The organism is Janthinobacterium sp. TND4EL3 (genome assembly GCF_900156175.1).
GTDB lineage: Bacteria > Pseudomonadota > Gammaproteobacteria > Burkholderiales > Burkholderiaceae_D > Janthinobacterium.
This window is the reverse complement of the sequence record NZ_FTMV01000016.1, coordinates 145042-152524: the sequence shown is the minus strand read 5'-3', so window position 1 is coordinate 152524 and position 7483 is coordinate 145042. Positions and strand designations below refer to the sequence as shown.

Below are 7483 nucleotides of genomic sequence, written 5' to 3'. Positions count from 1 at the left end.
ACGCGAATGGCTGGCGGCGCCTTGGGCAACTGCGGCGCGACGGGAATCTGCTGCAACTGGCTGCCGGCATTCGGGGGATCGACGGCATAGGCGCTCTGGATCAGGACCAGCAGGGTCAGGGGCAGGAGTGTGGCGCGCAAAAGAATCCTCTCGATCACAGAATCAGCGGTGGGAGGCAAAGTTGCCATTTATTAATTGAATAGTTCCTATACTGTAACAGTTCCGTTCTGAAACTTGACCATCTTTATTTTTTTAAGTTAAGAAAGTGCTCATCGATTCGCTTTCTTGGCGAGTTTGGCGCGCCAAATGCTCAAACGGCGCGTCGATCAAGCAGTTTCCGGTCGATTTGACGGCAAGCAGTCGTGTATAGTTGGCTGCGTTGGCGGCAACGGCGGCAACGGCGGCAGCGGCCCGGCGCGAGCGTGCCGCTGCGATGCGTGAAGCAACTACGTCAAGCCATGATTTGACACTACCAATTAATCTCCCGCACTGACGCCATCGTCAGTGCGGGAGCTGGAGCACGCGCGTCAACCGTCTTCTCAATGCCCTCCCCCCAGATACGCGGCGATCACTTTCGGATCGGTCTTCAGGCTCTCGGCCGGGCCGTGCACGGAGATGCTGCCGTTTTCCAGCACATAGCCGTAATCGGCCACGTTCAGGGCGGCGGCGGCGAACTGCTCCACCAGCAGCATGGTCACGCCTTCGGCCTTCAAGCGCGTGATGATGCGGAAGACTTCTTCCACCAGGATGGGCGCCAGGCCCATCGACGGCTCGTCGAGCAGGATCACTTCCGGGTTCAGCATCACGGCGCGGGCCATGGCCAGCATCTGCTGCTCGCCGCCCGACAAGGTGCCGGCCAGCTGGTCGCGCCGCTCCTTCAGGCGGGGAAACAGCTCCAGCGCCTTGTCCAAATCGCCCTTGATGTCGCCTTTCGGGCGCGCCCGCGTAAAACGGGGAAAGGCGCCCAGCAGCAGGTTGTCCGTCACCGACATCGAGGCGAACACCCTCCTGCCTTCCGGCGAGTGGGCCAGGCCGGCGCGCGCGATGCGGTGCGAGTCGAGGCCCGTGACGTCCTTGCCGCCCAGGGTGACGCTGCCCGATTTCGGTTTGAGCATGCCGGAAATGGCGCGCATGGTGGTGGTCTTGCCGGCCCCGTTCGAGCCGATCAGGGTCACCAGCTTGCCCTTCGGGACTTCCAGCGAAATACCGTGCAGGACTTCGACTTTGCCGTAGGCGGCGTGCAGATTGTTAATGGTCAGCATGGTCTTCCTCTCAGTGCGCCGCAGGGCTCAGGGTGTCGGCGCTGCCGCCCAGGTAGGCTTCGATCACTTTCGGATCGCTCTGGACAAGCGCGGGCGCGCCTTCGGCGATCTTCTGGCCGAAATCGAGCACCGTCACCACGTCCGACAGGGCCATCACCACGTCCATGTGGTGCTCGATCAGGATGATGGTGATGCCGTGCTCGCGGATCTTGCGGATGATGGCCATCAGCTCCTTGATGTCGGGCGCCGTCAGGCCCGCCGCCGGCTCGTCGAGCAGCAGCAGGCGCGGATTGAGGCCCAGCGCGCGGCCGATTTCCAGCAGCCGCTGCTTGCCATACGGCAAATTGCGCGCCTCTTCGTTGGCCAGATCCGCCAGGCCGACGAATTCCAGGATGCTGGCGGCCCGCTCGCGCGCGGTCTTCTCTTCGCGCTTGTAGCGCGGCGTGTGCAGCATCACGTCCAGCACGTTCGACCTGAAGGTGTTGTGCAGTCCCACCAGCACGTTCTCGGTGGCCGTCATCTCGCCGAACAGCTGCACGTTCTGGAAGGTGCGCGCCACGCCGCCCAGGGCGATTTCGGACGGCGTGCGGCCGGAAATGACGGCGCCCGCGAATTCCACCTTGCCCGCCGTCGGCTTGTAGATCCCCGTGAGCACATTCATCATCGTGCTCTTGCCCGAGCCGTTCGGACCGATCAGGCCGTGCACGGAGCCCTGCGTGACGTTCAGGTCCACCTGGTTCAGCGCTTTCAGGCCGCCGAACTGCATCAGGGCCTGGTCCACGCGCAGCAGGGTGGCGCCCTGCGCTCCCCCTTGCGCATGATCAAATGGCGCCACGCCATGCGAAGCGACGGCTTGCACGTGGCGCCGGCCCTTGCCGATAAAGCTCATCAAAAAGCCGACGATGCCGTCCTGCAGATAGTAGACAACGAACAAGGTCATCAGGCCGAAGATGGTCAGGCGCCAGTCGACCATGTTGTCAAGCTTGTACGAGTAGGCGGCCAGGCCGATGGTGGCGACCAGGGGCACGAGCACGCCGCGCACGGTGGAACGCTTTTTCGCCAGCATGAAGGCGGAGCCGATCACGCCCAGCACGGCGGCGGCCACGGCGATCTTGCGGAACAGCTCGATGTCGGCCAGCAGGCTGGGCAGCATGACGACGATCAAAGCGCCGATCAGCGCGCCCGAACGCGTCTTGCGCCCGCCCATGATGACAGCCAGCAGGAACAGGATCGTCAGCTCGAAATTATAGGTATTGGGCGAAATGTATTCTTCCGAATACGCGTACAGGCTGCCGGCCAGCCCCGCGAAACCGGCGCTGATGACGAAGGCGTAGACCTTGTAGCGGTAGACGGACACGCCCATGCAGTCCGAGGCGATGGGACTGTCGCGCAGCGCCTCGAAGGCGCGTCCCAGGTTCGACTTCAGGATACGGTGCACGACGATGAGCGAAATGACCATCAGCGCGGCCACCATGTAGTAGTACTCGATTTCCGTCAGCTTGTGGCCGAACAGCACGGGCTTGTGGATCTTGATGCCCATCGGCCCTTCCGTCAGGAAGCTCATCTCGTTGATCAGGATTTGCACGATGGTGCCGAAGGCCAGGGTCACCATGGCCAGGTAGGGCCCCGTCACGCGCAGGGCCGGCAAGGCCAGGATGGCGCCGAACAGGGCTGCGCCGGCGATGCTGGCGGGGATGGCCAGCCAGAACGACACGCCCAGCTTGAACACCAGCACGCCCGTGGCATACGAGCCGATGCCGAACAGGCCCGCGTGGCCCAGCGACACCTGCCCCGTGTAGCCGACGACGATGTCGAGGCCGAACAGCAGGATGGCGTAGATCAGGATGGTCTCGGCCAGGTGGATGTAGTAGGGATTCGGAATGACGACGGGGAACAGCACCAGCGCGGCCAGTCCCGCCGCGCTCAGCGCCAGCATGGTGATTTTCTTGTTCATGTGGTCCTCAGACTTTCTTGATCGCGGCTTTGCCGAACAGGCCGGACGGCTTGATGGCCAGCACCAGCAGCAACAGCAGCAGGCCTGGCACTTCCTTGTAGCCCGTGGAAATGTAATAGCCGGTGGTCGTCTCGGCGATGCCCAGTATCAGGCCGCCGACGATGGCGCCCACGCCCGAGGTCAGCCCGCCGATGATGGCCACGGCAAACGCTTTCAGGCCCAGCGAGGCACCCATGGTGGCCCCCGTCAGGGTCAGCGGCGCCACCAGCACGCCCGCGAAGGCAGCCGTGGCCGACGACAGCGCATACGAAAAGGTGATGACCATGCCTGTATTGATGCCCATCAAACCGGCCGCGTCGCGGTCGTTCGCCGTCGCCACGACGGCCTTGCCGTAGATGGACTTGCGGTTGAAGAGCTCGACGGCCAGCATGATGGCCAGCGCGCCGACGATGACGGCCACCTGCATCGGCTGCACGTTCGCGCCCAGCACCTTGAACGGCGCGGCCGACAGCGGCGACGGGAAGGTCAGGTCATCCTTGCCCCAGATGTTTTCCGCCACGTTCTTGAAAATGATGGCCAGTGCGATGGTCGACATGATCCAGCCGAATTCGGACTTGATCTTGATGGCGGGCCGCACGCCTATCCACTCGACGAACACGCCCTGCAGGGCGCCGAAGGCGATGACGATGGGGATCATCAGCAGGTAGCTCATGTAGGGGCCGCCATGGATGGTGCCCACCAGGGACAGGCCCACGAGCGCGCCCAGCATCAGCGATTCGCCCTGGCCGAAGTTGAGGGTGCCGGACGTGGCAAAGGTCAGCTGGTAGCCGAAGGCGATGACGGCATAGATCATGCCCAGCGCGATGCCGCTGAAGACGAGCTGCAGGAAGATTTCCATGGTATTCCCCGAAGGATGGAGGATAAAAAAATGGCCAGTCCTGATTCCTCAAGGCTGGCCACTGCGCGGCGAATGTCTGCCAGGCTTATTTCGCGAGGACGACTTTGCCGTCCTTGACTTCGCCAAACACGGTCAGCTCGGCCGTAATCGCTTCATGGTTGGTCTTGCTGAACGGCTTGTTGTAGGTCGTGACGGCACCTTCCACTTTTTCATTCAGGTTTTCCAGCGCGGCGCGCACTTTCGGGCCATCGGTGCCGCCCGCCTGCTTGAAGGCCGCGGCCAGCAGGTAGATGGAATCGTAGCCCTGCGCGGCCGAGACGGCCGACGGCATGCGGCCGCCCGACGGCTTGTAGGCGGCGACATAGGCGTCGATGAAGGCCTTGCGCTTGGGCGTGCTGGCGTCCTGGATGAAGGTTTGCGGCATGCGCGTGCCATTGCCGTTCTTGCCCGCGTTGTCGATGAAATTGCCCATGGCCAGGGTCCAGCTGCCGATCAGCGGCACTTTCCAGCCCAGTTTTTCCATGCCGTTGGCGATCTGCGCCAGTTCCGGGCCGATGCCGTAGGTCAGCACCACTTCGGCCCCCGCCTGCTTGGCTTTCAGCAGCTGGGCCGTCATGTCGACGTCCTTGATGTTGTATTTTTCAACGGCGACGGGCTTGATGCCCTTCTTGTCGAGCGCCTTTTCCAGGTCTTCGCGGCCCAGCTGGCCGTAGTTGGTGGAGTCGGCCAGGATCGCCACTTTCTTGAACTTGCGGTTCTCGATCGCCTCATGCACGATCATGCCGGACTGGATCGTGTCATTGGCCGCATTGCGGAAAATGTAGTTTTCCGGCTGGTCGGCGAACTGCTTGGTGACGATGGAGCCCGTCGCCACGTTATTCATGACGGGAATCTTGGCTTCCTGGTAGAAGCGCTGCGAAGCGAGGGCCACGCCCGTATTGATGTAGCCGACGGTGGCGGCGACCTTTTCCTTGTTGATCAGTTCCTGGGCGATCTGCACGCCGCGTTCATTCTTCGCCTCGTCATCGCGCTCGATCAGCAGCAAGGAACGGCCCAGTACGCCACCCTTGGCATTGATTTCCGCGACGGCCAGCTTGACGCCGTCGCGCATCGACACGCCCATCGGCGCGGAACCGCCCGTGAACGGACCGGACACGCCGATCTTGATGGGGTCGGCTGCGACTGCCGCTTGCGAGAAACCCAAAACCAAACTTGCTACAAGCAATTTCTGTTTCAAATTCATTGTCATCTCCTCTGTTACAACGTTTTTAATGCCACTTATTTTTATAGTCGTACGCTGGATAACCGCCCCATCGATAAATCATTGTAGGTGAGTAAACATGCCCCAGCAACAACTACATATGACGCGTCGCAACATGCGTAAAAGCCCCGATTGCTTGCGCGCTGTCAGTCTTTTGTAAGGAAAATATGACGCAAATTGACACAGGACGCTGCACATGAACACACAGTGTATGGACTGATCTGCGTCAAAAGTATCAAGATGCAATGGTGATATGGTCGTTAAACCAAGGTCAACCGGCCATGGCGGCAATCCCATCTTTACCATGGAGACCCTATGCGCCAGCCAATAACAACCATTTGCGCCTGCCTGCTGATCGGCGGCCTGAGCAGCGCCTGCAAGAATTTCACGCCGGTCGACAAGTTCGCGGGACAGACGGTAGCGATGACGGAAGTCTTCAAACCCATGCTGACGCATTCCATGAGCAGTTGCACCAATAACGTGCGGCGCAACAGCATCATCACGGACCGCCCCTACGTGGCGCAGGAGACCGAGCAGGACCTGCTCCGGCGCTGCCAGGACTATGCGGCCCAGTTGGCGGGGACAGCCGAGCTGAACGATGTATTGAAACGCTACGCGGAAGTACTTTCCGCCCTGGCCAACGACAAGCTGGCGAACTACAAGGAAGAGTTCGGCGCCATGGGCGGCGCCCTGGGCGCCCTGCAGCAGTCCAGCAGCATGACGCCGGTACTCGATGCCGGGCAACTGGACAAAGTTGTACGCCTGAGCACGTTAATCAGCAGTATCGTGACGCAGCAAAGGCAGCAATCGGGAATCAACGAATTACTGGCGCGCGAAGAGGACATTTACATCATCGGCAATGCGCTGAAAAAATATGCGCAGCAAAACTACCAGGCCAATCTGCGCGACGAGAGCCTGACGCTGGCGTCCCTCAACCGCTCTCTCGACACTGCCGCAGCCAGGGAACCCGTCGCCAGCAACTATCTGAAAGCCAAACTCTACCTGGACGGGCGGCGACTGCAGGAACGTGGCAAGGTCATCGACGCCTACGTTGCCGCCATGACCGAATTACAGAACAGTCTGAGCACCCTGCGCGCCAAGTCCCTGAAAGACCCTGCCCTGGAGCGCCAGCTGGACACCTTTGCCAAGCATGTCGACACCCTCCGGAAAGAGGCAGCCAGTTACTCACCATCACCTTGGTAGGAGCTAAACATGAGCAACGCTATCGCACTCGATGAAAAACAAACCACGGAAATCGCGGACAAGCTGGCACAGGCCTCGAATCAGGTGCTGGAGCTGCGCATCGCGCTGACCGATCGCACGCCGCCAACGCCGTCAGCCGTGCTGCGTGATCTCAAGCAGTATGAAAGTCAGCTGGACCAGATGGTGTCGTTTTTTCGCGCCCATGGCATCTACCTGATCAACCAGGGCGCGCAGCAGGCGTTGGCCAATGTGAACGCGGCCATCGAGCAGGGCAGGAAAACCGTCGCCGACATCAAGCACACGCACGCAGCCATCAAGGCAGCGGCAGGATTGCTGGACCTGGCGGCCGCCCTGCTCTCGCGCAACCCACTCACCATTGCCGAGGCTGCGAACAGCCTGCGCAGCTGAACGGGCGGACCATCATGGCTCTTCGGCCCTGTGCCCCATCGCGTGCGTGGCCATCTTCAGGTACAGGAAGGACTGCTCCTCGTTGTGCGCATAGCCCATTCGCCCTTCAGCCAGGGCGACGGATTTCTGCTGCAGCGCTTCCGGGTATTCCCGATCACAGGCCGCGTCGAGCCAGTAGCGCGCCCTGGCCTCGTCGCTTTCGAGCAGCATGTTCGCCGCAATGAACATGGCCGGCGCCACGCCCCGTTGCGCGGCCAGTTCCAGCCAGCGCAGCGCAGCGTCGCCGTCCTGCGGCCCGCCCATGCCGTTCTTGTGCATCAGGCCCAGGTAATACGCGGCGGGTCCGCTGCCCTGCCCCGCCGCCCGTTCGAACAGGGCGCGCGCCTGCGGCTGGCTCGCGTCTCCCGCGCGCATCAAGACCTTGGCCCGGGCCATGAGGTCCGGTGCCGCCGATGCCGGCGGCGACGCCAAGGCACCGGCCAGCAGCCATGCCATCA

General features: G+C 61.8%; 7 protein-coding genes. 2 read left to right on the top strand and 5 right to left on the bottom strand.

What is annotated here, in order from left to right:
* Positions 1–539: 539 nt before the first annotated feature.
* The 4 genes from BXA07_RS22945 to BXA07_RS22930 form a co-directional block, all read right to left on the bottom strand.
* Positions 540–1262, bottom strand: coding sequence for an ABC transporter ATP-binding protein (locus BXA07_RS22945; protein WP_076571170.1), 723 nt, complete (start codon positions 1260–1262; stop codon positions 540–542).
* A gap of 10 nt (positions 1263–1272) precedes the next feature.
* Complete coding sequence (locus BXA07_RS22940) at positions 1273–3216, bottom strand: branched-chain amino acid ABC transporter ATP-binding protein/permease (protein WP_076571168.1); 1944 nt, start codon at positions 3214–3216, stop codon at positions 1273–1275.
* A gap of 7 nt (positions 3217–3223) precedes the next feature.
* A complete protein-coding gene (locus BXA07_RS22935) occupies positions 3224–4114 on the bottom strand; it encodes a branched-chain amino acid ABC transporter permease (RefSeq protein WP_076571166.1) in 891 nt (296 codons plus the stop codon).
* Positions 4115–4199: 85 nt separating this feature from the next.
* A complete protein-coding gene (locus BXA07_RS22930; RefSeq protein WP_076571165.1) occupies positions 4200–5357 on the bottom strand; it encodes an ABC transporter substrate-binding protein in 1158 nt (385 codons plus the stop codon).
* A 333-nt stretch (positions 5358–5690) separates the two neighbouring features.
* Between BXA07_RS22930 and BXA07_RS22925 the strand changes: the two genes are divergently transcribed.
* Positions 5691–6578, top strand: coding sequence for a hypothetical protein (locus BXA07_RS22925; RefSeq protein WP_076571163.1), 888 nt, complete (start codon positions 5691–5693; stop codon positions 6576–6578).
* 9 nt (positions 6579–6587) lie between these two features.
* Entirely contained in the window at positions 6588–6986 is a 399-nt protein-coding gene (locus BXA07_RS22920) for a hypothetical protein (protein ID WP_076571162.1), read from the top strand.
* Positions 6987–6998: 12 nt separating this feature from the next.
* Here BXA07_RS22920 and BXA07_RS22915 read toward each other — a convergent pair whose 3' ends face one another.
* Entirely contained in the window at positions 6999–7481 is a 483-nt protein-coding gene (locus BXA07_RS22915; protein WP_076571160.1) for a tetratricopeptide repeat protein, read from the bottom strand.
* Positions 7482–7483 lie beyond the last annotated feature (2 nt).